This window comes from Humibacter antri (genome assembly GCF_054777235.1).
The window spans coordinates 1-25853 of record NZ_BAAHAW010000042.1; the positions used below are offsets into that span (position 1 = coordinate 1).

General features: G+C 68.1%; 24 protein-coding genes and 3 tRNA genes. 7 read left to right on the top strand and 20 right to left on the bottom strand.

Annotation, left to right across the window (positions count from 1 at the left end):
- Positions 1–246 precede the first annotated feature (246 nt).
- On the top strand, positions 247–1077 hold the full coding sequence (locus ACYVDK_RS15450) for a cytochrome c oxidase assembly protein (protein ID WP_460523338.1): 831 nt from the start codon (positions 247–249) through the stop codon (positions 1075–1077).
- 170 nt (positions 1078–1247) lie between these two features.
- On the opposite strand, the gene ACYVDK_RS15455 is transcribed toward ACYVDK_RS15450, so the two are convergent.
- The 6 genes from ACYVDK_RS15455 to ACYVDK_RS15480 all read right to left on the bottom strand — a co-directional run bounded on the left by ACYVDK_RS15455 (position 1248) and on the right by ACYVDK_RS15480 (position 8268).
- Positions 1248–2087: an endonuclease domain-containing protein gene (locus ACYVDK_RS15455; protein ID WP_460523340.1), complete on the bottom strand. Its 840-nt coding sequence runs from the start codon at positions 2085–2087 to the stop codon at positions 1248–1250.
- Positions 2088–2455: 368 nt separating this feature from the next.
- Positions 2456–4060, bottom strand: a complete 1605-nt coding sequence (lysS, locus tag ACYVDK_RS15460) for a lysine--tRNA ligase (protein ID WP_460523342.1) — start codon at positions 4058–4060, stop codon at positions 2456–2458.
- 305 nt (positions 4061–4365) lie between these two features.
- Positions 4366–5352 carry a 4-phosphopantoate--beta-alanine ligase gene (gene panC / locus ACYVDK_RS15465; RefSeq protein ID WP_460523344.1) on the bottom strand — a complete coding sequence of 329 codons (987 nt, stop codon included), beginning with the start codon at positions 5350–5352 and terminating at the stop codon, positions 4366–4368.
- Positions 5349–6158: a Rossmann-like and DUF2520 domain-containing protein gene (locus ACYVDK_RS15470; RefSeq protein WP_460523346.1), complete on the bottom strand. Its 810-nt coding sequence runs from the start codon at positions 6156–6158 to the stop codon at positions 5349–5351. Before ACYVDK_RS15470 ends, panC begins: the two co-directional genes overlap by 4 nt.
- Positions 6158–7765 (bottom strand): PH domain-containing protein, encoded by a 1608-nt coding sequence (locus ACYVDK_RS15475; protein WP_460523348.1) that lies wholly within the window; start codon positions 7763–7765, stop codon positions 6158–6160. Before ACYVDK_RS15475 ends, ACYVDK_RS15470 begins: the two co-directional genes overlap by 1 nt.
- An 8-nt stretch (positions 7766–7773) precedes the next feature.
- On the bottom strand, positions 7774–8268 hold the full coding sequence (locus ACYVDK_RS15480; RefSeq protein ID WP_460523350.1) for a PH domain-containing protein: 495 nt from the start codon (positions 8266–8268) through the stop codon (positions 7774–7776).
- Between the two features lie 451 nt (positions 8269–8719).
- Between ACYVDK_RS15480 and ACYVDK_RS15485 the strand changes: the two genes are divergently transcribed.
- On the top strand, positions 8720–9340 hold the full coding sequence (locus tag ACYVDK_RS15485) for a biotin transporter BioY (RefSeq protein WP_460523352.1): 621 nt from the start codon (positions 8720–8722) through the stop codon (positions 9338–9340).
- Positions 9341–9565: 225 nt separating this feature from the next.
- Here the strand turns inward: ACYVDK_RS15485 and ACYVDK_RS15490 are convergent, their stop codons facing one another.
- The 10 genes from ACYVDK_RS15490 to tilS form a co-directional block, all read right to left on the bottom strand.
- A complete protein-coding gene (locus tag ACYVDK_RS15490) occupies positions 9566–9970 on the bottom strand; it encodes a VOC family protein (RefSeq protein ID WP_460523354.1) in 405 nt (134 codons plus the stop codon).
- Between the two features lie 73 nt (positions 9971–10043).
- The gene (locus tag ACYVDK_RS15495) at positions 10044–10484 is read right to left on the bottom strand and encodes a helix-turn-helix transcriptional regulator (RefSeq protein WP_460523356.1); all 441 of its coding nucleotides are present in this window, start codon (positions 10482–10484) and stop codon (positions 10044–10046) included.
- A 151-nt stretch (positions 10485–10635) separates the two neighbouring features.
- Positions 10636–11115, bottom strand: coding sequence for a DUF3180 domain-containing protein (locus tag ACYVDK_RS15500; RefSeq protein ID WP_460523358.1), 480 nt, complete (start codon positions 11113–11115; stop codon positions 10636–10638).
- The gene (gene folK, locus ACYVDK_RS15505) at positions 11112–11765 is read right to left on the bottom strand and encodes a 2-amino-4-hydroxy-6-hydroxymethyldihydropteridine diphosphokinase (RefSeq protein ID WP_460523360.1); all 654 of its coding nucleotides are present in this window, start codon (positions 11763–11765) and stop codon (positions 11112–11114) included. The genes ACYVDK_RS15500 and folK overlap by 4 nt, the downstream gene beginning before the upstream one ends.
- Complete coding sequence (gene folB / locus ACYVDK_RS15510; protein ID WP_460523362.1) at positions 11762–12190, bottom strand: dihydroneopterin aldolase; 429 nt, start codon at positions 12188–12190, stop codon at positions 11762–11764. The genes folK and folB overlap by 4 nt, the downstream gene beginning before the upstream one ends.
- A complete protein-coding gene (gene folP / locus ACYVDK_RS15515; protein WP_460523364.1) occupies positions 12187–12996 on the bottom strand; it encodes a dihydropteroate synthase in 810 nt (269 codons plus the stop codon). Before folP ends, folB begins: the two co-directional genes overlap by 4 nt.
- Entirely contained in the window at positions 12993–13565 is a 573-nt protein-coding gene (folE, locus tag ACYVDK_RS15520) for a GTP cyclohydrolase I (RefSeq protein ID WP_460523366.1), read from the bottom strand. The genes folP and folE overlap by 4 nt, the downstream gene beginning before the upstream one ends.
- 91 nt (positions 13566–13656) lie before the next feature.
- Complete coding sequence (gene ftsH / locus ACYVDK_RS15525; RefSeq protein ID WP_460523368.1) at positions 13657–15663, bottom strand: ATP-dependent metallopeptidase FtsH/Yme1/Tma family protein; 2007 nt, start codon at positions 15661–15663, stop codon at positions 13657–13659.
- 185 nt (positions 15664–15848) lie between these two features.
- Complete coding sequence (gene hpt / locus ACYVDK_RS15530) at positions 15849–16400, bottom strand: phosphoribosyltransferase (protein WP_460523370.1); 552 nt, start codon at positions 16398–16400, stop codon at positions 15849–15851.
- Between the two features lie 243 nt (positions 16401–16643).
- Positions 16644–17672 carry a tRNA lysidine(34) synthetase gene (gene tilS / locus ACYVDK_RS15535; protein WP_460523372.1) on the bottom strand — a complete coding sequence of 343 codons (1029 nt, stop codon included), beginning with the start codon at positions 17670–17672 and terminating at the stop codon, positions 16644–16646.
- A gap of 316 nt (positions 17673–17988) precedes the next feature.
- Here tilS and ppa point away from each other — a divergent pair, with 316 nt between their 5' ends.
- Positions 17989–18480, top strand: coding sequence for an inorganic diphosphatase (gene ppa, locus ACYVDK_RS15540; protein ID WP_460523683.1), 492 nt, complete (start codon positions 17989–17991; stop codon positions 18478–18480).
- Between the two features lie 316 nt (positions 18481–18796).
- On the opposite strand, the gene ACYVDK_RS15545 is transcribed toward ppa, so the two are convergent.
- Both ACYVDK_RS15545 and ACYVDK_RS15550 read right to left on the bottom strand, forming a co-directional pair.
- Entirely contained in the window at positions 18797–20248 is a 1452-nt protein-coding gene (locus ACYVDK_RS15545; RefSeq protein ID WP_460523374.1) for a C40 family peptidase, read from the bottom strand.
- Between the two features lie 19 nt (positions 20249–20267).
- Positions 20268–21542, bottom strand: coding sequence for a peptidoglycan DD-metalloendopeptidase family protein (locus tag ACYVDK_RS15550; protein ID WP_460523376.1), 1275 nt, complete (start codon positions 21540–21542; stop codon positions 20268–20270).
- Positions 21543–21746: 204 nt separating this feature from the next.
- Between ACYVDK_RS15550 and ACYVDK_RS15555 the strand changes: the two genes are divergently transcribed.
- From ACYVDK_RS15555 to ACYVDK_RS15565, 3 genes are all read left to right on the top strand, one after another.
- Positions 21747–21819: transfer RNA gene (locus tag ACYVDK_RS15555), tRNA-Glu, on the top strand.
- Positions 21820–21867: 48 nt separating this feature from the next.
- Positions 21868–21941 (top strand) — tRNA-Asp (locus ACYVDK_RS15560).
- 66 nt (positions 21942–22007) lie between these two features.
- A tRNA-Phe gene (locus tag ACYVDK_RS15565) sits at positions 22008–22083 on the top strand.
- Between the two features lie 188 nt (positions 22084–22271).
- Here the strand turns inward: ACYVDK_RS15565 and ACYVDK_RS15570 are convergent.
- Positions 22272–24089, bottom strand: a complete 1818-nt coding sequence (locus ACYVDK_RS15570; protein ID WP_460523378.1) for an alkyl/aryl-sulfatase — start codon at positions 24087–24089, stop codon at positions 22272–22274.
- Between the two features lie 584 nt (positions 24090–24673).
- Here ACYVDK_RS15570 and ACYVDK_RS15575 point away from each other — a divergent pair.
- Complete coding sequence (locus ACYVDK_RS15575; protein WP_460523380.1) at positions 24674–25162, top strand: DUF6069 family protein; 489 nt, start codon at positions 24674–24676, stop codon at positions 25160–25162.
- On the opposite strand, the gene ACYVDK_RS15580 is transcribed toward ACYVDK_RS15575, so the two are convergent.
- Positions 25156–25773: a ScbR family autoregulator-binding transcription factor gene (locus tag ACYVDK_RS15580; RefSeq protein ID WP_460523382.1), complete on the bottom strand. Its 618-nt coding sequence runs from the start codon at positions 25771–25773 to the stop codon at positions 25156–25158. The genes ACYVDK_RS15575 and ACYVDK_RS15580 overlap by 7 nt on opposite strands.
- Positions 25774–25853: the final 80 nt, after the last annotated feature.

The following is a 25853-nucleotide window of genomic DNA, read 5'->3' on the forward strand; positions in this document are numbered from 1 at the left end:
ACGCGAGCTGCGCGACAGCATCTACCCCCCACCAGGAACGTGCGCCGCACCGGCGCACGGGGCCGCTCAATCGTCGGTGCGCTCTGCCCTTCCGACGGTGTGGTGTGGACTCAATCGGCGGTGCCCTCCAAGGATCGCGGCGGATAATGGCCGGGCACGCCCGTTTCGCTCGTCCCCCCGGAGCCACCCACGCCTGACGTACTGACGTTCCTCACCACCTTCTCGTTCAACCCGTATGCGTTCGGGGTGATCGTGTTCTGCGGCGTGCTCTACGGCCTCGGCATCTTCTACGCGCGGCGCAACGGCGTGAAGTGGCCGGCATGGCCGACCTTCGCGTTCTACGTGCTCGGGCTCGGGTCGTACGCGTGGCTCGAGTTCGGGTTCCTCGGCACGTGGAGCGTCGAGTTGCGCTGGGCGTTCACCACCCGGGTGGCGTTCCTGCTCTTCGTGGTGCCCGGCCTGCTGGCCCTCGGCCGACCCGTCTCACTGGCGCGGGCCGCCACGTCGGGGGTGTCCGCGCGGGTGCTGGAGCGCATCCTGAGTTCGTGGCCCATCCGGCTCATGGGCAACGCGATCTTCGCGCCGGTCGTCGCGCTGATCGGGTTCTGCCTGTTCCTCACACCGTTCGCGGCGACGCTTCGCCTTGATCCGGGCTGGGGGGCCGGAATCACGATCGGCGTTCCACTCATCGGGCTGCTGATGGTGCTGCCCGTGACCGACAGCGGGCTGCTGCGCACCAGCCTGTTCATCACTGCGGAGTTCATGCTGGCGTTCGTGGAGCTGGTGATGGATGCCATCCCCGGAATCCTGCTGCGCCTCAACGAGACCGTGCTCGACCACGCTCCCGCGATCACGGGCGCTCTACCGGGGTGGTTCCCCAATCCGTTGCATGACCAGCATCTGTCGGGCGACTTCCTGTGGTTCATCGCCGAGTTGGCAGACATCCCGGTGCTCATCGTGCTGTTCGTGCGCTGGATGCACACCGACAAGCACGAGGCCAAGCAGATGGACGATCTCACCGATGAGCAGATGGACGAGCTCACGCAGGAGCACCTGAAGCGTTTCCAGCAGCACTAGCACTCGCCGACAGCCCTTCCCGCTGGCCCGCTGGTCCGCCGCCCGGGCATGCGCCGCCACCTTCCCCTCCGCCTCTCGTCGTCCCCCTCCCGAAAACATGACGGTCCGCGCTCTCACGCCGAGAACATGAGGGAACGGCATGTTTCCGGGCAGATGTCATGTCGACAGGGCTAGGGACGGCCATCGGCGAGCAGCACACGGACCACCTCGACGCACCCGTCGGTGTCGTTCATGATCTGATCATGCCCGAAGCGGTGCTGGCGCATCCCACGAAGCACGAGGGCCGCATCGCGAGCGCGGTCCCGTTCCCGCTGACTCCGGGTCGAATGCCACGCGTCGCCATCGGTCTCGATGACGAGCCAGCCGTTGACGACGAGGTCGACGCGTCCGCAACCCGGAATGCGCACTTGCACGTCGACCCGCATGCCGGCAAGCACAAGTGCCACGCGGAGGATGGACTCGATACCCGACTCTGCTCGAGCATCCAGAAGCGTTCGCATCCGTCTGAGGCGGCGAGGCAGCACGGCGAACAACTGGTCGAGCTGGTGCCGGGAGATCGCCCCGATATGCAACGCACTGTCGATCGAGGCGACGGCGTGGAGCACCTCTTCCCTCCTGGCCAGCTGCGCCAGTGCCGTCACGGTGGGCACACGCCAGGGCGCGCCAACAGCGCGCGCGAAGTCTCGTTGGCGGATGCGCAGCTCGCCCGCGCGGAGTGATGGCAGGCGGCTCGCCGACCCGGGCACGGCTACGCAAAGACCTTGGTCATGCGATACCCACACACCCAGAGCTCGGAGAGCGCTGCCTGCGGCGAGCGCCCCGCCGAGCTCGACGGCGCGCACGGCATCGAGTCGCGCACCTGCCGCCAGCCAGCAGCGTCTCACCACTCGAGCGTGCCCCGATCGTGCGAAGGCCGCGATCGAGTTCTTGCTGCAGCCGGCATCTCTCAGCTGTCGGCGCGTCGCCAGGCCACCGCGCCGCTTCAATTCCACCGCCACGTTCGATCCCATGAGCTCGATGGTGGGTGTACGACGCATGGCAGGGTCCAGACATCCGCCGTTGTGTGGACAACGTCAGCCGGCAGGGGTCTGTGGGCGACGGGCCGTGGACGACAGGATTGACGGTCGACGGAGGAGGCGCCAACAGTACATCAGCCCGAGAACATGCCAATCCGTCCTGTTCTGGGCGGGAGAGCGCGGACAGTCATGTTGACGGAACTGGCGCGGGCGCAGAGCCGACCGGCCGTCAGGGCGGCGGGCCGGGCGGGCGGGGTGCACGCGGTGCGGGCGCTGCGGGCGGGCCGAGCCGGCGGCAGGGCGGGGTGGCGCGGTGCGGGCGGGCCGAGCCGGCGGCAGGGCGGGTAACACGCCGTGCGGGCCTACTTCACCAGAGGGAACAGGATGGTCTCGCGGATGCCCAGCCCGGTGAGCGCCATCAGCAGGCGGTCGATGCCCATGCCCATGCCTCCCGTGGGCGGCATGCCGAACTCGAGGGCGCGCAGGAACTCCTCGTCGAGGCGCATCGCCTCGTCGTCGCCCTGGGCGGCGAGCGTGGCCTGCTCGACGAAGCGCTCTCGCTGCACGACGGGGTCGACGAGTTCCGAGTATCCGGTGGCGAGCTCGAAGCCGCGGATGTAGAGGTCCCACTTCTCCACGACGCCGGCCTTGGAGCGGTGCGCACGCACGAGCGGCGAGGTGTCCACCGGGAAGTCCCGCACGAAGGTCGGCCGCCGAAGGCCGCCCTTCACGAAGTGCTCCCACAGCTCCTCGACGTACTTGCCGTGGATCGGATGCCTCACCTCGAGCTCGAGCAGCTCCGCCAGGGCCGCCAGCTCGTTCAGGGGCGTCCCCGGCGTGATGTCGGTACCGCCGGTCCAGGGAACGCGACCGGATGCGACGGCCTCGGTGAGGGCATCCGTGAGGCTCTCGTACATCGACACCGAGTCCCACTCGCCGCCGAGGTCGTATTCGGTGCCGTCGGCCCAGGTGACGACGTGCCCGCCGCTGGTGGCCCAGGCGGCGTCCTGGATGAGCGTCTGCGTCAGCTCGGCCATCGTGTTGTAGTCGCCGTACGCCTGGTACGCCTCTAGCATCGCGAACTCGGGCGAGTGTGTGGAGTCCGCGCCCTCGTTGCGGAAGTTGCGATTGATCTCGAACACCCGGTCGATGCCGCCGACGACGGCGCGCTTGAGGAACAGCTCGGGCGCGATCCGCAGGAAGAGCTCGGTGTCGAACGCGTTCGAGTGCGTGACGAACGGGCGGGCGGATGCCCCACCGTGCATCGTCTGCAGCATGGGCGTCTCCACCTCGGTGAAGCCCCGCGACGCGAAGGTGGCGCGCAGCGACGCGACCGCCTTCGCCCGGTTCACTACGTTCGTTCGGGCCTGATCACGGGCAATCAGGTCGAGGTATCTGCTGCGCACACGCGTCTCCTCGGAGAGCTCGTTGTGCAGGTTCGGCAGCGGCAGGATCGCCTTCGCCGCGATCACCCATTCGTCGACCATGATGGAGAGCTCTCCGCGACGCGACGAGATGACCTCGCCATGCACGAACACGTGGTCGCCGAGGTCGACGAGTTCCTTCCAGCGGGCGAGCGAGTCCTCGCCGACCGAATTCAGCGACACCATCGCCTGGATGCGCGACCCTCCACCCGACTGCAGCACGGCGAAGCACAGTTTGCCGGTATTGCGCAGGTGCACCACGCGGCCAGCGATTCCCACGAACTCACCGGTGGAGGAATCCGCCTGCAGTTCGCCGTGCCTCTCGCGCAGCTCTGCAATGCCCGCCGTGATCGGCACGCCGACCGGATAGGCGCCGCCCGCGGCATCCGCCTCGGCGATCAGCCGCTCCCGCTTGGCGAGCCGCACGGCCTTCTGCTCGCCGATCTCGTCGGTGGCCGATTCGAGTGTGGCCGATTCGGCTGCGGTCGATTCGTCAGAGGCCAGGTCGGCTGTGAGGTCAGCACCGGGCTGGTCGGTCGCCATGCGTTCTCTTCGTTCGTTCGGCCGGTTTCGACTAGTTCAACCGGCGGTGGTGGGTTCGACCGGTTTCGACTAGCTCAACCGGCGGTGGTGGGTTCGACCGGTTTCGACTAGCTCAACCGGCGGTGGTGGATTCTGCCGATTTCGACGCGCTCAACCGGCGGTGGTGGGTTCTGCCGATTTCGACGCGCTCAACCGGCGGTGGTGGGTGGACCGGTTTCGAATAGCTCGACCGGCGGTGGGTTCTGATCGTTCCGACGGGCTCGACCGACGTTGCCGGAGTCGACCGCCGGTCGGGGGCGCGTGCCTCACCCGAGAACCACGCTCGCGTTGTCGATGAGCCGCGTTCCGTCCACCTCGGCTGCGATCAGAGCGAGGGCGGAACCGCGGTACCGTTCGTCAACGGAACGGAAGGTCTGCGGGTCGACGATGGCCAGGTAGTCCAGCTTAACCGCGGCGGATGCCGTTGCGCGCGCGCGTCCCGCAGCGAGTGCGTCCGCAGCGCCCTGTGGTGCTGTCGCGGCGACGTCGTGCAACGCCGCGGACAGCGTGACAGCCTCCCGCCGCGCCGTCTCGCTCAGGTAGCGGTTGCGGCTGGAGAGGGCGAGGCCGTCCGCCTCGCGCACGGTCGGAACCGCCTCGATGGCAACCGGCAGGTTGAGGTCGGTGACCATGCGGCGCACGAGGAAGGCTTGCTGCGCGTCTTTCTGGCCGAACATGGCCGCATCCGGTTGCACGGAGTTCAGCAGCTTCGCCACGACAGTGAGCATGCCGTCGAAGTGGCCGGGCCGGGACTCCCCCTCGAACAGCGTCGCGACCTCGCCACCGCTGATGCGGGTCTGTGTCGGGCCGTCTGGGTACATCTCGTCCACGCCGGGTGCGAACACGACGAGGCGACGTGGTGGCGCGCTCTCCGCCTGGGCCGAGAACGAGCCGTCGTCGGGGATGTCCGCGGCCAGCGCCGCGAGGGCGTCGAGGTCGGCGTCCCAGGTGCGCGGGTAGCGGTCGAAGTCCTCGCCCGGCCCGAACTGCAGCGGGTTCACGAAGATCGAGACGACGACGAGATCGGCGAGCTCGCGCGCCCGGCGCACGAGCGCGAGGTGGCCGTCGTGCAGCGCGCCCATCGTCGGCGCGAGGGCGACGCGGGCGCCGTGCCCGCGGGCATCCTTCACGATGCTGCGGATGCCCGCGATGGTGGTCGCGACGGGCGGGGCGGCGGTCGCGAAGGGAGCAGGGGCCGCCAAGGAGGTAGGGGTCGCGGAGGAGGTGGGCGTTGCGGATGAGATGGGGGTCATCGGTCTCCGTCAGTTCGTGAGGGATGGTCGGGATCGTACCGGTCCGGCCGCTGCGGCGGCTCGGGGAAAGCGGCTGCGGCCTCGAGCAGCCCGGGCACGTCGAGCGCATCGAGCTCTGTGGGCGCACCGGCGCACCGCAACGCCTCGTCCACGGATGACCGCACCAGCGACGACAGATAGGCACCGGCATTCTCGATGCCGGCCCGGCTCAGGATGCCGGATGCCTGTTCGACGATCGAGCGTGAGAACGTGGTGGCCGTGGCGATCGCCTCCGCGTAGGCGGGGCGGTCGTCCTCCTCGACGATCACCGGCTCGCCGCCCATCTCGACGACCAGCGCCTGCCCGATGGGCTGCACCGGCGCGGGAGCGGTGACGGCGAAGTAGCTCTCGGCGAGCCGAGCCAGATCGAGGCTCGTTCCACTGAAGACCATGGCGGGATGGATGGCGAGCGGGATCGCGCCGCACTGCAGCGCAGGCGTCAGTACGCCCGTGCCGTGCTCAGGCGAGGTGTGCACGACGAGCTGACCGGCTTGCCAGGTGCCGGCCAGCGCAAGCCCTTTGACGAGCTCCGGCAGCTGCCCGCCCGGCACGGCCAGCAGCACGAGCTCGGACCGCTCGATGAGGTCGGGGATGCTCAGCACAGGCACCCCGGGAAGCAGCGCCTCCGCCCGCTCCCGGTTGCGTTCGCTCGCCGTCGCGATTCCCACGATGGCGTGGCCCGCTCCGGCGAGCGCCGCCCCGAGCACCGGGCCGACGTGGCCGGCGCCCACGATTCCGACGCCCAGGCGCCCCGATCGTGCGGCCATCAGGACTCTCCTCCCGTTTCGGCGTCGGCCCAGGCGATCGCGCCTGCACTGGCCAACGCGAAGAGCTCCTCGGCTGCACGAGTGCCCATCACGGGAACCTTCGCGTGCACCGGGCCGTCGATGAGGTGAATGTCGGCGGAGGAGAGGTCGAGGATGCGCCGCGCGGGTCCCTGCTCCACCTCCACACTCTGCATGCGCGCCAACGGCACGAACACGATGCGCCGCCAGACCGCCCCGTGCCGCAGCACGATCACGCCGTCGGCGATCGTGTAGCCGGTTTTGCGCCACGAGAACGGGCGCAGCCAAGCACCCCTGCCCGGCGCGGACGAGAACACGGACTGGTCGGCGTGGGCATCCATTCCCGCGTGCGCTATGGCATCCCGCAGCACGGTGTTCATGCCAGGGAGCAGCAGCGGCAGCACGCGCTGCACGTCGCGGATGCTTCCCACCGGCAGGGTCGTCGTGCGCGCCTCGCCCGCCGAGTTCTTGCCTCGCGTGTGGCCGGCGGTGTTCATGCGCATCTGCCACCAGCCGAATGGCCTCCAAGCCAGCGGCTGCACCAGCTCGACAGCATGGATGCGCCGCGGCGGAATGGTCTCGCTGCTCGTGGTGAGCAGGCCGAAGCCGATGCGCACGCCCTGGTCGCTGCCCGCGATGTTGTAGCGCAACGCCTTCGTGAACCGGCGGATGAACAGGCCGCCGAGGCTCAGCACCATCGGGAAGATGATGATGATCAGCCACAGTCGCCCGGTCGAGGCTCCGGCGATCATGGCGACGAGCACGGCGAACATGACCAGTGTCGGAGCGCTCAGCAGCAGCGAACCGGCCAGCCTGCCGGGGTGCATGCGCACGATGGATGCCGGTGGCGCGGCATCCGGGTCGAGGTCGGCAGGAGAGATGAACTCGTCGACGCGGTCCGCGAGCGCGCCCCGCAACGACACCTGCTTCGGCCCGCTCTCTACTGGCGCGCCGGTGGGCACGACGGCCTGCGCACCTTGCCCCTCCTCGATCTGTCCTGCTTCGGCCCGCCCTGCTTCTGCCGGCCCTGCTTCGGCCGGCGCGGGCGCACGAACACCTGACGCGAGCCGCAGGATCTCGCGCCGCAACGTCTCGATCACCTTCGACGGCAGATAGCTCAGATACAGGTTCGCGTCGTGGCCGGCGACCACGATCTCGAGTTTCGCGGCGCCGAAGATGCGCGCGAACACGGGGCGCTGCACGTTGATGCCCTGAATGCGGTCCAGTCGCGCCTTGCGCTCCTGCCTGCGCAGGATGCCGCTGCGCAGCTCCACCGCCTGGTGCGTCACCCGGAACGTCTGCACGCGCCACGACAGCGCGAAGACGCCGACGCACGCGGCGATCACGACGACAGCGATCCCGATCGCAGGCCACACGAAGTTGTGTCGCACGATCGCGTCGATCGGGTCGCCGGAGGGGTAGTCCGGTGTGCCCAGAAAGAAGCTGATGATGCGCTCGCGCAGGTTGGCGATGATGACGCCAGCGACGAAGACGATCGCGATCCCGCCGCGCAGAAGCGGCGTCGCTTTGTGCATCCGGTGCCATTCGCCGTCGGCGAGCCCTGTCGCCTCGGTGTATGCCTGACTCACGGGCCGAGTCACAGACCCGACCTGCGCGTCTCGGCGAGCTCGACGAGGCGATCGCGCAGCCAGGCGGCATCCGAATCGACGAGTCCGGGGATCGACACCCGGCTCGATGCCGCCGCCGTCACGAACCTGAGCTCGGCGAGCCCCAGCGCGCGGTCGACCGGTCCGCGCTCGATGTCGAGCAGCTGCATGCGTCCATACGGCACGGCGACGAACCGCTGGAACATGATGCCGCGTTTGATCAGCAGATCATCGTCACGCAGCACGTAGCCGATGGCGTGTGCCCGGCGCGGGGCGATGATGAGTTGTGCGATGGTGATGACGGCGATGATCACGAGCGCGATCCACGCCCACCACCAGTGCAGCACGAGCCAGGCGAACACCGCGATAGCTGCGGCGACGACTCCGCCGATCAGCGATCCGACGATCACGACCACGACGTACTTCGGCGACACCCGCCGCCATTGCGCCGCCTCGAGCGCAGCGGCGTCCAGTCGTTGCGACACAGTGGCTCCTCGTTCCGGCGATGGGGTTGTGGACCCGACGCGGGATCGCCATGACAGCGATCGTGCCATCCATGGTACTGAGGTGAGAGCTGAGCACGCTTGCGTGCTCAGCCGAGCCGATGGAGTCAGTCGAGCGCGCCACGCGAGTACTGACTACTGGGCCCACGGTGCGCGAGGCCCGCGCACCGTGTAGCGGTCGGTGGGGGAGCGACGGCGGTGCGTCATCCCCTCCGCTCCGGGTCGCACGTTTCGTCGGTTCGGCCGCTTGTGGCCGACGAAAGCTGCGACCTGAATGGAAACGCAGGTCGTTTGGTGACATCGACCAAAGAACTCGCCGAACGAATGTCCGAACTCTCACCTCGCTCCGCGACGAGCGGCCGCCTAGATTGGGGAGCGTCCCCCTGCTCGCCGGCGGGGAGCATCCCCGCTCGTTCGATGCAAGGAGACCCCCGTGTCCTCAGCAACTTCGGCCCCGCGCCTCGTCCCCACGCTCGCCGATCGCGTCGTGCCGCGAAGCGCCGTCGCGAACGCACTTCTGATCGCCGGCGGTACCGCGATCGTGGCCATCTCGGCGCAGATCTCGGTGCCGCTGTGGCCGGTGCCGGTCACGGGGCAGACGCTGGCCGTTCTGCTCGTGGGGGCGAGCCTCGGTGCCTGGCGGGGCGCGGCATCCCTTGCGCTGTACATGGTGCTGGGGGTCGCCGGCCTGCCCATCTTCGCCGAGTTCACCGGCGGACCGGCATCCGTGCTGCTGCCGAGCTTCGGCTTCATCATCGGGTTCGTCCCTGCTGCCGCACTGATCGGATGGCTGTCCGAGCGTGCCTGGGACCGTCGCCCCGTGCTCGCCGCCGCGGGGTTCTTCGCCGCCAGCCTGGTGCCGTTCCTGTTCGGCCTCCCGTACCTCGCCGTGGTGCTCGCGAACCTCGGGCTCCCGCACTCGTTCGCGGCGGTCATGGCCGCCGGATTCACGCCGTTCATCGTCGGCGGTGTCGTGAAGTGGGCGATCGCCGCCGCGCTGCTGCCCCTTGCGTGGATGCTCGTGCGCCGCATCGACCGCCGCACCCGCGACTGAGCGAACCCGTCAGCCGCTCTCCCGCCGGTTGAACAGCGCCGGAGGCGCTTGTCGAAACCAGACCCGCATCTGGCCCGGTTTCGACACACTCAACCGGCGAGAGGTGACCGGGGTTTCGACACGCTCAACCGGCGGGAGGGGACCGGGGTCGCGACACGCTCAACCGGCGAGAGGGGACCGGGGTCGCGACACGCTCAACCGGCGAGAGGTGACCGGGGTTTCGCGTCAGGCCTGAGCGATGCGGATCAGATTGCCGCTGGGATCGCGCACCGCAGCGTCCCTGACGCCCCAGAACTGGTCGGTCGGCTCCTGCAGCACCTCCACGCCCGGCGATGCCACCAGCTTGTCGAAGGTGCTGGCGAGGTCATCGGCACGCAGCTGCAGCATCTGCAGTTCGCCCTTCGCCAGGAGCGCGGCGACCGCGTCGCCGTTCTCCTGTGAGCGGCCGGCGTGCGGCTGCTCGAGCACGATCTCGATCTCGGGCTGGCTCTGCGTGGTCAGCGTGATCCACGTGAAGCCGCCGTTTTCGACGGTGTTCTTCACGGTCAGGCCGAGGATGTCGCGGTAGAAGGGAAGGGCTGCCTGCGGGTCGTCGACCAGCACGTGCACGCCGCTGATGGCTACTGTCATGACCTCAACGCTAGGCGGATGCCGGCACCGTGGCTTCTCCGAAACTGCTCGTCTCCGGCAACCTCGCCGGAGCCTACCCCTCGGCGAGCACGAGCTCCTCGAGCGGCGCGCGACCGTCCGCGCGTCGCGGCCTGGTCAGCACCATGGCCTGGCACGAGGTGAAGGCGTCCAGTTCCGGGTGGCTACGCGCACGGTACGCCGACGGCGTCTCGCCGACCAGCTCGGTGAACCGGGACGAGAACGAGCCGAGGCTGGAGCATCCGACCGCGAAGCAGGCATCCGTCACGCTGAGATCGCGGCGACGCAGCAGTTCCTTCGCGCGTTCGATGCGACGGGTCATCAGGTAGGAGTAGGGCGTCTCGGAGTACTCGTCACGAAACCGGCGGCTGAAGTGCGCGGGCGACATCAACGCGGTCGCAGCAAGAGCAGGCACGTCGAGCGGCTGCGCGTAGTCGCGATCCATGCGGTCGCGGGCCCTGCGCAGGCGCCGCAACTCGTCCAGATCCACGCTCATCCGTACATTGTGCCGCACAACCACTCCCGCAGTGGTCGAGCAGACTTGCCGCGCGCAGGCACGACGAACCTGCGCAAACCACAGCGGAACGGGCACGCGACAGCACGGCGAACGTACCGTTGAGCACGCGAGTGCGCCCTTCGCGCCGGCCTCAGTGCGCCGGGGCGTGCTCGGCGTGCTCCGCCTTCTCATCCTTCGGCGGCGGCAGCGTGCAGAAGAACTCGGCGATGAGGCCGCCTACCAGCAGGATGACCGCGCTCACCGCGGCCACGATGCTGAGCCAGAGAGAATCCGACGTGGCAGGCACGGGACGTGTCAGCACGTAGACCACGACCCCGATCCCGGTGCCTGTGAGCAGACCGCCGACCAGACTGCACGCCTTGGCGAGCACGGCGATGCGCATTGCACGGAACGGGTCGACGTGCACCTTGACCTTGCTGCGCACGGCTCGGCGGATCGGGATCGCCAGCAACACCACGATCACGCCGATCGCCACGAGTGTTATCGACAGCGAGATCGGCGGAATGAGCATCGCTGATCCCGCCGCGACCAGCGCCACCTCGAGCACGTAGCCGATGCCGACGCCGATCAGGCCGAGTGCGATCAGCGCCGCGGGCCCTGTGCGCCTCACGATGCGGCCTCGTTCTCGTGTGCGCCAGGCTTCGGCGCGGTACCGTCTGGGGAATCGGCGGATGCCCGCAGTGCGGATGCCCGCAGTGCGGATGCCCGCAGTGCGGATGCCCGCAGTGCGGATGCCCGCAGTGCGGATGCCCGCAGTGCGGATGCCCGCAGCCCGGCGAGCAGGGCATCCACCCGTCCCAGTCCAGGCAGCTCGGCGTCGGGGTCCAGGTCGAGCCAGGGCGCGAGCACGAACTCCCGCTCGGATGCCCGCGGGTGCGGCAGCGTCAGTCGCGCATCGTGCAGCGCTCTGCCGCCGATTGCGATGAGGTCCAGATCGAGCGTGCGATCACCCCAGCGTTCGATGCGGACGCGGCCGTGGGCATCCTCGATGCGGTGCAACTCGTCGAGAAGCGCGTGCGGGTCGAGCGCCGTCGAGACGAGTGCCACGCCGTTGAGGTAGCGGGGCGCCTCTTCGTCGACGCCCTCCAGCCGCACGGCGGCGGTCTCCAGGAACTCAGAGACGGCATCCAGGCGCACGCCCGGTGTCTGCGCGAGGTCGTCGAGCGCGGCCCTGATGGTCGCCTCGCGGTCGCCCAGGTTGCTGCCGAACGCGATCACCGCAGGCTCGAGCGGGCGCATGCGCTGTGGTTTCGCGATCACGACGGTGCTCCCTCGACCGGCGGCCCCTCTACCGAGCCGCCCGTGCCGGCCGCAGGATCATCGGCCCAGGCACGGTCTCGCCCGATGGTGACGGCGACATCTGTGAACGGCACCGCGATCGGAGCATTCGGCTTGTGCACGGTGATCTCCGTGCGCTGCACCGGAAACGACAGCACGACGCGGGCGATGCGCTCCGCGACGGTCTCGATGAGATCCACCGGATCGGACGCCACCGCCGCCGCCACTGCCTCGGCGAGCTCGCCGTAGTGCACCGTTGCCGCCAGCTCGTCGCCGCGCGCCGCCGGCCCGAGATCGAGCCATGCCGTCACATCGATCACGAAGTCCTGGCCCTCGGTACGCTCGAACTCGAAGACGCCGTGATGGGCGCGCACCCGGATGCCGGTCAGTGTGATGCGGTCGCTCATCGCACCATCCTCTCCTCGCCCACCCACGAGCGCACCACATCGAGCGCGATGCGGGTGGACACCACGTCGTGCACCCGAACGCCCCACACGCCGTCACGGGCGGCGAGCGCGGCGACGACGGCACTGGGCAGGTCGCGATCCTGCGGCGTCGCGCCCTCCCACATCAGGTCGGCCAGGAAGCGCTTGCGGGATGCCCCGAGCAGCACCGGCAGACCGGCGGACTCGAACTCGCGCAGGTGGCGCAGCACGTCCCAGTTGTGTTCGGAGTTCTTGGCGAATCCGAGGCCCGGGTCCACGATGATGCGCTGCGCCGCGACGCCCTGCGCTTCGAGGGCATCCACTCGGCGGAACAGTTCCTCGCGGATCTCGCGCGCGGCATCCGTGTAGGTGGCGAGGTCGTTCATGCTGCGGCTGTGCCCGCGCCAGTGCATCACCACGTAGTCGAGGCCGCGTTCCGCCACGAAGGGCCCCATCGACGGGTCTGCGAGCCCGCCGGAGACGTCGTTCACGATCTGCGCGCCGGCATCCACAGCGGCCATCGCCGTCTCGCTGTTCATGGTGTCGATGCTGACGCGGATGCCCCGGCCCGCCAGTTCGCGAACCACCGGCAGCACGCGCCCCAGCTCCGCCGGCACCGGCACGCGTTCGGCGCCGGGACGCGTGGACTCCCCGCCCACGTCGACGATGTCGGCACCCTGCTCGGCGAGCTCGACGCCGTGGGCGATGGCGGCATCCGTCGAAGCCCATCGGCCGCCATCGCTGAAGGAGTCCGGCGTCACATTGAGCACGCCCATGATGCGGGTCACTGCAGCCCCCGGCCGATCAAGGCGATGAGCTCGGCACGCACGACGGGGTCGCCGAGCTCGCCCCGGCTCGCGATGGTCACGGTGGAGGCGCTCACCTGCCTGGCTCCCCTGGCGGTGACGCAGGCGTGTGTCGCATCCAGCACGACGAGCACGCCGCGCGGATCGAGCCCCTCCACGAACGTGTCGGCGATCTCCTCGGTCAGACGCTCCTGCAGCTGAGGACGCGCGGCGAGGATCTCCACCACCTTCGGCAGCCGACCGAGACCTACGACGCGGTTCCGCGGCAGGTAGGCGAGGTGGGCGACGCCCATGAAGGGCAGCAGGTGGTGCTCGCACATCGAACGGAAGCGGATGTCTCTCAGCAGTACGGTCTCGGCGTCGCTGTCGCCTAGCGGCACCGTCTCGCGCAGTGGCTCGACCGGGTCGAGGGCGAGACCGCCGAAGAACTCCTCGTAGGAGTCGGCGACCCGCGACGGCGTCTGCTTCAGGCCGGAGCGCGTGACATCCTCGCCGATGGCGGCGAGGAGTTCGGCGACGGCCGCTTCGATCCGTTCACGGTCGATGCCCATCGCGCCTCTCTGAAGAACAGATCGTGGGAAAGAAGAACGTGTCGTTGTCGAGCACACGCGGGCCCCCACCGGAGTGAGGGCCCTGCACGCCCTACGCCGTCGCGGGGCGCGGCTTGATCTGACGCGACCGCTTCGGCTTACCCGGGCTCGAGTCGACGTCGCCGTCCACCACGCCTGGGTCGATCGGTGCCGTCTCGGGCTTCGGGAACGCGATCGGCGGGATGCCCGGCGAGACGCGGCCCGCGGCCGAAACCCACTCGGGACGCTCCGGGAGCTTCCGCACGTCTTTGAAGATCTCCGCGATCTGGTGGTGGTCGAGCGTCTCCTTCTCGAGCAGCTCCCGCGCGAGGCGGTCGAGGATGTCGCGGTTGTCGTTGATGACCTGCCACGCCTCGTCGTGCGCCTTCTCGATCAGCGCGCGCACCTCCTCATCCACCCGCTCGGCGATGCGCTCGGAGTAGTCGCGCTGATGCCCCATGTCGCGGCCGAGGAACATCTCTCCAGACGACTGGCCCAGTTTCACGGACCCGATGTCGGAGCTCATGCCGTACTCGGTGACCATCTTGCGAGCGATCCCTGTCGCCTTCTCGATGTCGTTCGATGCGCCGGTGGTCGGGTCCTTGAAGACGGCCTCCTCGGCGACGCGGCCGCCCATCGCGTACGCCAGCTGGTCGAGCAGCTCGTTGCGCGTGACGGAGTACTTGTCTTCCAGCGGCAGCACCATCGTGTACCCGAGGGCGCGACCGCGCGGCAGGATCGTGATCTTCGTCACCGGGTCGGTGTGCCGCATCGCGGCCGCCGCGAGTGCGTGGCCGCCCTCGTGGTACGCGGTGATCAGCTTCTCCTGATCCTTCATGATCCGGGTACGCCGCTGCGGGCCGGCGATGACGCGGTCGATGGCTTCGTCTAGCGCACGGTTGTCGATCAGCTGGGCGTTCGAGCGAGCGGTCAGCAGCGCGGCCTCGTTGAGCACGTTGGCCAGGTCGGCCCCGGTGAAGCCCGGGGTCTTGCGGGCGACGACCTCGAGGTCGACCCCGGATGCCAGCGGCTTGCCTCGTCCGTGCACCTCCAGGATCTTCTTGCGGCCCAGCAGGTCGGGCGCATCCACGCCGATCTGGCGGTCGAAGCGGCCGGGACGCAACAGTGCCGGGTCGAGGATGTCGGGACGGTTCGTCGCCGCGATCAGGATGACGTTCGTCTTGACGTCGAAGCCGTCCATCTCCACGAGCAGCTGGTTCAGCGTCTGCTCGCGCTCGTCGTGCCCGCCGCCGAGGCCCGCCCCACGGTGGCGGCCGACGGCGTCGATCTCGTCGACGAAGATGATGGCCGGCGCGTTCTGCTTGGCCTGATCGAACAGGTCGCGCACACGGCTGGCGCCGACGCCGACGAACATCTCGACGAAGTCGGAACCCGAGATCGAGTAGAACGGAACGCCTGCCTCGCCTGCGACGGCGCGCGCGAGCAGTGTTTTACCGGTTCCCGGAGGGCCGTACAGCAGCACACCCTTCGGGATGCGCGCGCCGACCGCCTGGAACTTGGCCGGCTCCTTGAGGAAGTCCTTGATCTCCTGCAGCTCTTCGATGGCCTCGTCACTGCCGGCGACATCGTCGAACGTGACCTTCGGGCTCTCCTTCGAGACCAGTTTCGCGCGCGACTTGCCGAACTGCATGACCTTGTTGCCGCCGCCTTGCATACCGGAGAGCATGAGCCAGAAGAAGGCGCCGATCAGCACGACCGGAAGCAGGATGCTCAGCGCGGACAACCACCAGCTGGGCTGCGGTACCTGGTCGTTGTAGCCCTTCGGCAGGTCGGCATTCGTGACGGCGTCCACCACGGCGGCACCACGCGGGGCGACGTAGTAGAACTGCACCGCTGTGCCGTTGTTGCCGTCCGCCTTCTTCAACGTCATGTCCACCCGCTGATCGGTGTCCACGATCGTCGCCTCGCTGACCTTGCCGTCCTTGAGCAGCTGGAGGCCGTGCTCTGTCGTGACGGACTTGTACCCATTCATCGTGATCAGGCTGGAGCCGATCCACACGATGACGACCGCGAGCACGATCCACAGAATGGGGCCGCGGAAGATCTTTTTGAGGTTCATGGTGCTGTCAGGGTACCGCCACGCCGCTGAGGGTCGTCTGCGTGTTCGCCGACGGCGTGCGTAGTGTTTTCCTTGTGCGCTGGAGACCGGTGCACCGCCGTCGGCTCTTCGCACGGCTGCGCTTGTTTCGCAAGCGAAGCAGCCGAAACGTGGAGCGTCTTGCGTCGCGGCCGGCCGAATCCGCCCTACTCGTAGACGTGCGGCGCCAGGATCCCCACCGAACGCAGGTTGCGGTAGCGCTCGGCGAAGTCGAGCCCGTACCCCACCACGAAGTCGTTCGGGATCTCGAAACCCACATACCTGACATCGACTGCGACCTTGGCGGCATCCGGTTTGCGCAGCAGCGCGCAGATCTCGACGGATGCCGGCCCACGCGACACCAGGTTCTCGCGCAGCCAGGAGAGGGTCACCCCGGAGTCGATGACGTCCTCGACGATGAGCACGTGCCGATCGGCGAGCTCGGAGTCGAGGTCTTTCAGGATGCGCACGACACCGCTCGACTTCGTGCTGGCGCCGTACGAGCTCACGGCCATCCAGTCCATGTTGATCGGGATGCTGAGCGCCCGCGCCAGGTCGGCCATCACCATCACGGCACCCTTGAGCACACCGACCAGGAGCACGTCTTTGCCCGCATAGTCCGCGTCGATCTGTGCCGCCAGCTCACCCAGACGCGTGTTGATCTGCTCCTCGGTGACGAGCACCTCCGTGAGGTCGCCTTCGATGTCTTCTGGCAGCATGCAGACAATCCTCGCACGGCCTTGCCGCGGTTGACCTCGTCGAAGACCTCGCTGGTCGAGCTCGTGGAGACCACGCGGCCGGGTGGGGTTTCGACAAGCTCAACCAGCGGGGCAGGGGCTGAACCAGCGGGAGGGACGCGCGCAACCACCGGCAGGTTTCGACAGGCTCAACCGGCGGGAGCACGGGCCTGGCCGGCGGGAGCACGGGCCTGGCCAGCGGGGCACAGGCCCAGCCGGCGGCCTTCAGTGGTCGTGCGGCAGCAGCTCCGTCGAACCGGTCGTGGAGAACACGATGTGCCCGCCGCCTCGAGCAGCGCGGATGCCGCCGGGCAGATCCAGGGGCTTCTGGCCGTGCCAGTCGGTCACCAGGCGTGCCACGCCGAGCACGTGCACCCGCTCCAGCGCGACACCGAACTCGCTGTGAACGACGAACCGGATGATGCGGTTGCGCAACGCCGTGGGATTCGCCTCGAGCGCACGCACCGACACCGCGATGCCGGCTTCTGCAGGCTCGCAGATGTCCTCGATGACCTCCTCGATCATCTCGTCGAACGCTTCGGCATCCTCGCGCAGCTGCTCGGCCGTGCGCGCCAACGCCTCCGCAACGCCAGGGCCCAGTTCACGCTCGAGCACCGGCAGCACGTTCCGCCTCACGCGCACGCGCGCATAAGAGAGGTCGAGGTTGTGCGGGTCGTCCCACGGCGTGAGCCCGGCGTCGAGGCAGGCCTGCCGGGTCGTCTCGCGCCGCACACCGAGCAGCGGCCGGAGTACGCTTCCGGACGCCGACGCCATCCCCTGCAGGCTCGCAGCGCCGGAGCCGCGCGCCAGCCCGAGCAGCACGGTCTCCGCCTGATCGTCGAGGGTGTGCGCGAGGAGCACGTGCGAGGCATCCGTCTCGCGCAGCGCCTCGGCGAACGCCGCGTGCCGCACCTCTCGCGCGGCCGCCTCCGGACCGCCCTCCGCGCCGACCTCGACGCGCTTGACCAGCACGGGGTCGAGCCCGAGCGCGACCGCCTGCTCGCGCGCCCGATCGGCCGTCTCGGCTGAGGCATCCTGCAGCCCGTGGTCCACGATCACGGCACCCACCCGGATGCCCGCACGCGGCCCCTCGAAACCTGCTCCCGCCGCCAGCGCGAGCGAGTCGGCCCCGCCCGAGAGCCCTACGAGCACCAGTGCGCCCCGGCCCACCTCGGATGCCAGCGCCTCTCGCACCGCCCGACGCACGTCGGCGATCGGCGGGGTGAGGCGCGGGCGGTGGCGTGTTTCGGTCACGACTCCACGCTATGCGGCCGGCCCGCCGTCGTCACGCCGTCGGTCGACGACCCACCTCGCTGCATAGCCGTCGGTGCATAACCCTCAGTGCATAAACCCGCAGTGCATGGCCGTCGGTTGGGTGACCCTCGGTGCGTAACTCAGGAGAGTCACGTGCCTCGCCGTACATCCGCACCGGAATTCCGGGAGCCGCACACGACACAGACCGGCTGGGTCCTGAGAAATGCACGCGAATCGCGGCCGGTAGATTGGTAATCGCCGCGCGGTGACGAGTTCACCCGACGCGGGCATCCTGGCATCCCACGAATGGAGCACCATGGCCGACTACGACGCCGTCATCGAGATTCCGCGCGGCAGCCGCAACAAATACGAGGTCGACCACGAGTCGGGTCGCGTGTACCTGGACCGCGTTCTCTTCACCAACTTCAGCTATCCCACCGACTACGGGTTCTTCGAGAACACGCTCGGCGAAGACGGCGACCCTCTCGACGTGCTCGTGCTGCTGGACTACCCGCTGTTCCCGGGTGTCGGCGTCAAGGTGCGCCCGGTGGGCGTGCTGCACATGAGCGACGAGGCCGGGGGCGACGACAAGATCATCGCGGTGCAGTACAAGGATCCGCGCTGGACGCACATCCAGGACGTCGACGACATTCCGGAGTACACGAAGAACGAGATCCAGCACTTCTTCGAGCACTACAAGGACCTCGAGCCAGGCAAATGGGTCAAGGTGGATGCCTGGGGTTCCGCCGCCGACGCCGACCGGCTCGTGCAGGAGGCCATCGCGCGGCTCGCCGAGCAGGGCCACTGAGCTTCGTACTCCACCATTCGGTACGCCGTCCGTGCCGGTGCACCTGTCCTCCTCTGCACCCTTCCGGTGTGCCCTCCCTTCCGGGTGCTCCCCTCCGCCGCGGAGCGTCGCATGATGCGCCGGAAATGACACGATGCGCCGGTTCGGAGAACGGTCTCCGATCCGGCGCATCGTTCGTTGTGCGGCCGATCTCGTCAGGCCTCAGGGAGACGAACTGCGCCGATGCACTCCGCCCATGATCGGGACCGACGCACTGGACCGATGCGCCTCAAGCACTGATCGGCCTGGATCGTCTTGCCATCGATCCGGAGGATGCCTACGCCGACGGGCGCGCCACGTACGGGTAGGGCGACCCCCACAGGCCTTGGACTGCCAACGGCTCACCATAGTCGCGCGCTGCGATGATCTGGTTGTTCCCGAGGTAGATGGCCACGTGGTACAGGTCGCCGCTGGTGCCCCAGAAGATGAGGTCGCCGCGTTGCCTCTGGCTGAACGGCACGATCTGCCCCTGGCTCGCCGCGTAATCGTATTGCAGGCCGACGCTGTGTCCGCCGATGTAAATGCCCGCCGCGTTGTAAGCCATCATCGTGAGGCCGGAGCAGTCGTAGTACACCGGACCGGCACCATCGAGGTCGTACGGAGCTCCGATGTGGGCGTTCGCGTACGCGATCGCGGTCTCCACCGCGCTGCTGTTCGGCGCCCCCGCGGATCCGCCGTCCGAGCCGCCTCCGGAAGGCGCGGTGCCGCCACCTGCCGACGCAGTGCCGCCGCCCGTCCCCGCGCTGCTGCCCGGTGAGCCGGCCGCGGAGCCACCGCCGCTGTTGGACGGCGGCGTGGCGGCTGCAGCGGCCTTGGCCTGCTGGCCGACCGCGTACTCCGCCGCGACCTGCACCGACGTGTTCCGCAACGTGGCGAGCTGCGACACCAGCTCCGTCTGCTTCGTCTGCTGATTCGCGACCGCGGCCTGGGCGGCCGACGCGGCGTCCTTCGCCTTCTGCAGATCGGATGCCGCGGCATCCGCCAGCCCTTTCCGCGTCTTCTCCGCGGAGGCCGCCTGGTCGGACAGCGACGACGCCGTGTTCTTGTCGGTCACCGCCTGCTGATAGATGGCACTGGACTGCTCGGTGAGCTGGCTCATGGTGCCGAGTTGGTAGAGCAGCTTGTCGGAGGCCTCCGCGTTGCCGCCCGAGAGCAGCAGATTCACCGAGGAGTCGCCGCCGGTCTTCGCCAGGTGCGAGGCGAGCAGGCCGGCCCGCATAGCCGAGGTCTTCGCCGTCTTCTCCGCAGCTTTCGCCCTCTTCTGCAGGTCGGATGCCTTCGACGTGGCGCCGTCGAGCTTCGCCTTCGTGACGAGGTAGGCCTCGGCAGCCTTGTCAGCCGTGATGCGTGCGGCATCCGCCTGCTTCTGCAGATCGCCGATGAGTCCGCCGATCTTGTCGACGAGCGACTGCTCGTTCGCCGCGTTCTGCTTGGCCTGCTGAACATCGTTCCAGCTGGGGTAGTCATCCGCATGCGCCGGCGGCACGACGATGCCGATCGCGCCCGTCATCACACCGACCACCGCGGCGCTCATCGACAGCGGGACCAGGGATGACGTGCGGTTCGTCGTGCGCCTGCGCTTGCCGTTCTGGTCGGCATCCGTCACCGGATGACCGGCCGGTCCCCATGCCGACGCCCGTTCGCGCTGTCGGCGCTCGACTTGAAGGATGTCGTTCTCGCGTCGCAGTCGATCAGCGCGCCCAGTCTCGTTCGACGTTTCGGATGCCATATCGCCCCCCGCGATGTCGTCAGCCGAGGGGTGCCCCCCGAGCGGCCATGAAGGAGATGGGATCTCTCGCGCTTCCGTTGATCCGCACCTCGAAGTGGAGGTGGCATCCCGTGGATTCTCCGGTCGAGCCGACCAAGGCAATCGGCTCCCCTGCTCCCACGTGCTGGCCGTAGCCGACCAGGATGCCCCCACTCACGATATGTCCGTACCGAGTCGAAATGCCACCCCCGTTGTCGAGCATGACCAGGTTGCCGTACCCGCCGTACGGGCCCGTGAAGGTGACTGTACCGTCGTGCGCAGCGTAGATGGTCGCCCGGCAGCCTGCTCCGATGTCCGCACCTTCGTGAAAGCTGCTGCATCCTGAGCACGGTGCGACACGGGGGCCGAACCCATCGGTGATCGGCCCATATGCCGGAACGGCCCAGCCCTGCGAACCGACATAGCCACCCGGCAGCCCCGCGTTGCTCTTGGATGCGGCCTCGGCCGCTGCGCGCGCCGCCACACCCTGCTCATACCCGGCGACCGTCTTCGCGGTCGTGTCCTGCAACGCTGCCAGTTGTGCTTGCAGCACCACGGACTGCGCCTGCTGCGCGGCGAGGGCTTCCTGCGCGGCTTGAGCCGCTGCGACCGCCTTCTGGTACGCGGCATTCGCTTCGGTGCGCAGCTGCTCGCGCTCCGTACGCGCTGCATTCGCCTGGTCGCTCATCGATTTCGCCGTGTTGCGCGCCTGCTCGGCCTGCAGGTAGATGCCGCTCGTGTTCTCCACGAGCTTCGACGCGGATCCGAGGTGGTCGAGGAGCTTGTGGGCATCCTTCGCACTCTTCGAGCCGCTGAGGAACAGATTGGCCGTCAGGTTGCCGCCGCCTGAGCGGTAGAGCTCGGCGGCGAGGCGTCCGGCCTGGGTCGTGGCGTCTTGCGCCTTCTTCTGCAAACCGGATGCCTGCGACTGCAACCCCTGCGCGCGCTGGTCTGCGACATCGAACTTCTGCTGCGCCTCCGCGAACTCGTTCCCGGTCTTCACCGATTCCGCCTGAGTCTGCGCGACCTGGGTCTCTAGATTGGCGATGAGCCCCTGGATCTTCGTCACCTCGGCCTGCGCAGCGCCCTGCGTCGCTTTCGCGTTCTGCACGTCCTGCCAGCTCGGATACTCGTCGGCGTGCGCCGGCGCCGCGATGCCTCCGACGAGCGCGAGGCCCGCGATCGCGACCAGCGCGCGGGTGGCGAGGCGGGCATTCGGCAGCCACGGTGCTCGCCGCAAGCGCACGCGTCGTCGCGTACGGTCGTCTCGCATCATGGCTCTTCCTCGTGTGCGGTCGCGGGGTGCCGCCGGCGGGGTATTCGTGCGACTGTAACCCGGGTGGGGCGCGCCCTCCGGGTCATTTCGCGAGGTTCGCGGGATTCGAGCAAGGGCCGGAGAACGGGGGATGCAGCCGGTTTGGCGATCAGGCTGGGCTCATCTATGCTTGTCCCTCGGTAGTCACACGTCGTGAGCGCAGACGGCCCCATCGTTTAGTGGCCTAGGACGCCGCCCTTTCACGGCGGTAGCACGGGTTCGAATCCCGTTGGGGTCACGGATGCGGCCGGCGTCACGACTACAATGAATAACTGAAAACACATAAGGCCCTGTAGCGCAGTTGGTTAGCGTGCCGCCCTGTCACGGCGGAGGTCGCGGGTTCAAGTCCCGTCAGGGTCGCGCTGGAGAAGCCCTTCTTTATGGAGGGCTTCTTTTCCAGTAGGCGTCCTTCCTTGTGGATGTCTCGGCTCTGTAGCTCAGTTGGTAGAGCGTTCGACTGAAAATCGAAAGGTCACCGGATCGATGCCGGTCGGAGCCACCACATAGATCCCCGGTGAAACGGGGGTTTTCTCGTTTCCCTGGAAGCTCCCGAACCTGGGAACGACTACTTTGCCCACATCTGCAGCGGCCGCTCCAGCATCGAGCCTTTCCAGTACCGCGTGCCCGAGACTCGAAGGTCGGTAGTTGGCCTTCTGAGACGTAGCCGGCCCGCGGCATTGCGAACCGCTTCTACGGTGTGACGATGTTGAAGGCCGGATCGCCCTTCGTGAGCACTGATGTCAGCGACGTCAGTACGGAGGCGTCGCCGGTGGTCGTGATTCCGGGGCGCTGCCTGTCTCCCGCCACCAGCGCGAGCAACCGCGGCTTGGCCAGCTCAAGCGTGACGTCGGCAGTCGACGGATCCGCTGTCGATTCGAGATAGACGAGCGCACCGTTGTGCAGGGTCACACGGAAGTTGCGCGACTCGTCGGTGAGCGTGATGTCGAGAGCGAGGTCGAGGTCCCAGGCCTTTGGCCCGTCGACGGAGATGGCGATCGAGTCGAGCAGTTGCTCCGGTGTGAGCTGAGCGAGGATCTCTGGCGCGTTCGTCTGGGTCGGCGTCCCGAAATTCCCTTCGCGCAGCTCCGTCGCGCCTGACAGGAAGAAGTTGCGCCACGTGCCATTCTCCGCGCCATAGGCGAGCTGTTCCAGCGTGTCTGCATACAGCGTCCGCGCCGCCGCGTTCTCGGTGTCGGCGAACACCGCGTGGTCGAGCAATGTGGCCGCCCATCGGAAGTCACCTGAGTCGTATGCGGTCTGCGCGAGCTCCACGACGCGTTCGACTCCGCCGATCGCCGCCACGTACCGTTCGGCGAGCGCCTTCGGCGGGTGCGGCCAGAGCCGGGCCGGGTTGCCGTCGAACCAGCCCATATACCGCTGGTAGATGGCCTTCACGTTGTGGCTCACACTGCCGTAGTAGCCGCGCGCATGCCACGCGTTCTCGAGTGCGGGCGGTAACGTGATCTCCTCGGCGATCTCGGCGCCGGTCATGCCCTGGTTGAGCATCCGCAGCGTCTGGTCGTGCAGATACGCGTAGAGATCGCGCTGCAGTCCGAGGAACTCGCGGATCTCGGTGTTGCCCCACGTCGGCCAGTGGTGCGACGTGAACACCACGTCGGCGCTGTCACCATAGCGTGCGATGGCTTCAGTGAGATACCTCGACCACACGTGCGGGTCGCGAACCAGCGCACCTCGGAGGGTGAGCAGATTGTGCAGCGTGTGCGTGGCGTTCTCGGCCATGCACAATGCCCGGTACTTCGGGAACAGGAAGTGCATTTCCGCAGGCGCCTCGGTGCCCGGCGCCATCTGGAACTCGATCTCGAGCCCGTCGACCGTGTGCCTCTCGCCGGTCTCCGAGACCTCGATGGTCGGCGGCACGATGCCTGCATGACCGGTCGAGGTCGTCTGCCCGAGTCCGGCGCCGACGGCTCCCCGCGGACCCCGATCCAGCGCTGCACCGTACATGTAGCCCGCGCGACGTCCCATCGCGGTGCCCGCGTACACATTCTCAGCGACGGCCTCCGCAACCGTGTGCTTCGGCGCGATCACCTGGACGATGCCCGAGGCGAGCTCCTCTTTGGTGATGATCCCGAGCACACCGCCGAAGTGGTCGATGTGACTGTGCGTGAAGATGACGGCCTTCACCGGGCGGTCTCCGCGGTGCTCTCGATAGAGCGCCAGAGCGGCGGCCGCCGTCTCCTTCGAGATCAGCGGATCGACGACGATCACACCGTTGTCCGTCTCGACGAAGCTCACATTCGAGAGATCCAGTCCGCGCACCTGGTAGATGCCGGGGGTCACCTCGAACAGCCCGTGCTTCGCCACCAGCGACGACTGCCGCCACAAACTCGGGTTCACCGTCTCTGGACCGTCATCCTGCAGGAAGTCGTAGCTGTCCGCATCCCACACGACATTGCCTTCATCGTCCTTCACCACGGCCGGGCTCAGCGTGCCGAGGAAACCGCGGTTCACAGCTTCGAAGTCCTTGGTGTCGTCGAACGGCAGCACACCGCAAGGATGCCTGCTGCCTGCGGATCGCCTCGGTCGCGTCGTTCTGTTGCATAATTCCTGCCTCCTGCGGCACCGTCGGTGATCGCGTGCCCATGCCGTGTTCATGGACGGGCTGCACGCGAGCCTTCATCCACCCTCACGCCCGACACCACCCTTCAGTGCGACGAGCGCGCCTTTCACCCACTGCGGGGGACGCCGTATCAGCACACAAGCACGCTCACGCTCCACCCGCACTCGCGCCAGCACGACGCGGCCGCTGTCCGGCACGCGGAGGAGCGTGCTCGAGATTCCGCCGCGCGGCGCGCCGCTGCCGCGCAATCTGCAGTGACGGACAAGTGGGGCGCGCGGCAGCCCACCAGCTCTTGCTGAGCGTCGATCGCCACGACATTGCCGCTCAACCGGAGATCGATGCTGCATGGAACATGCGTCGTAGGCCGCACCTCGACACCACCGCGGACGGCGGCCGCGAGGAGCATCCCGAACGTTGGGAGCGTCTTAGAACGCTGACCGCATTCTGATGCAGACGTTCGAACCGGCCTGTGCCGGGCGGGCACCTTGGCCGTGGTGAAGGAGCAGAAATCATGTCTGTCGAGCAGCCGTTCGGCCTGCCCCGAGCCGCGTTGCGGTACTTCGTCATCGATTGGCCGCTGGGAAAGCGGCAGCCTTCATGGTGGCGGTTCCTGATCGCCGTGGTCGTTGCCGTCGTCGGCTCTGTGGCATCGTGCGCTGTTCTCGCGAAACTCGGTCCGATCGTTTTCCCGTCGACGGCCGGTTACCCGCATTTCCAGTTCGCGGACTACACGAAGCTCACCGTGATCGGTGTCGTCATCGCGTGCGCCACGTGGCCTCTCTTCGCCTTGGTCAGCTCCCGCGCCGCGCGGCCGTTGTTCCTGACCGCGACCGTCATCGTCACGATCGCCTCGTTCGCTCCGGATGCCTGGATCATGCTCAAGGGTCAGAGCGCCCCGGCCGTGGTCGTGCTCGCGTTGATGCATATCGCGGTCGCACTGGTGACGTACCCGGCACTCGTCGCGATCGCGCCGCAGAAGTCCGCGCGGCCGGATCAGTGAGTTCGGACGACTCCGGCCGACACTTCGCTCAGGATGCCACCGGCAGCGTCGCCCACGACCCCCGGCAAGACCACGCGCCACATGTCGAGCATCCAGTCCGTCAGCTCCGCCCGGTGACCCAGCGCGGTCGCGACCTGCTGAGTGCCGAAGAATCCGGCGACCAGCACCCGGGCGGTTGATGCGACGTCCAGCCCCTTCACGAGCTGCCCCTTGCTCTCGGCGTCGCGCAGCGCCGCCTCCGTGAGTGCCGTCCAGTTCGCGTAAGGCGCCGGCAGCTCTACGTCGACTATGTCGGCATCCCGCTGCAGGCGCACCGCGGCTCGGACCATGACGTCGTCGCGGAACTGCCCGGCGACCCCGAGCGACATCGCGACGAGCGATCGCACATCCATGCTCCCGCCTGCGCTGTACGCCTCGACCACGCCGGGCAGGTCTGTGTAGAAGCGCTCCACGATCGAGAGGGCCATCGACCCCTTGCTGGGAAAGTGGTAGCCGAGCGCGCCCTTCGTCTTGCCGAGACGGTCGGCGATGCCCTGAAGGGTGGCTGCCGCGTAACCGTGTTCGTCGAACTCCTGAGCCGCTGCCAGCAGCAGCGTCTCCCTGGTCTCCATCGACCTGCTTTGCACCCCGATACCCCCTCTGCCTGCCGCACGCCACGGTGCCTGCCGCACGATCATCTCAGGTTTCGAGC